The 255-nt window shown below is 59.6% G+C and carries 1 protein-coding gene; it reads right to left on the bottom strand.

Annotated features, from left to right (window positions below; translation table 11 throughout):
• Positions 1 to 46: 46 nt before the first annotated feature.
• Positions 47 to 255: hypothetical protein (locus C6558_RS40250; protein ID WP_158269028.1), on the bottom strand; the 209-nt coding region annotated here is incomplete at its 5' end.

Here is a 255-nt window from a genome sequence, read left to right as displayed (position 1 = left end):
ACAACCTCCTCGACGAAGCGCTCACCCGTGGATCCTCTATCTGCCATCACTCGCCTTGAGTGAGATCAGCCGGTTTGCAGCCGGCGTAGTGGGTGATGATCGGCAACACGTCGCCTGGCTGTTCTTCTTGCATGACGACGGCTTTGCAGTGCCGGTAGATCGCCCCTGCCGTGGCGCGCACCGCGTTCGAGGTGGCGGGATATTCCGGCAAAGCCTTGCGCTGGTTGTTCAGCAAATTGAGTTTATCGTCGGCGT

Source organism: Ensifer sp. NM-2 (assembly GCF_003024455.1).
Taxonomy (GTDB): Bacteria; Pseudomonadota; Alphaproteobacteria; order Rhizobiales; family Rhizobiaceae; genus Ensifer; species Ensifer canadensis.
The sequence above is the reverse complement of the archived record's forward strand: the minus strand, read 5'-3'. Positions and strand labels throughout refer to the sequence as shown.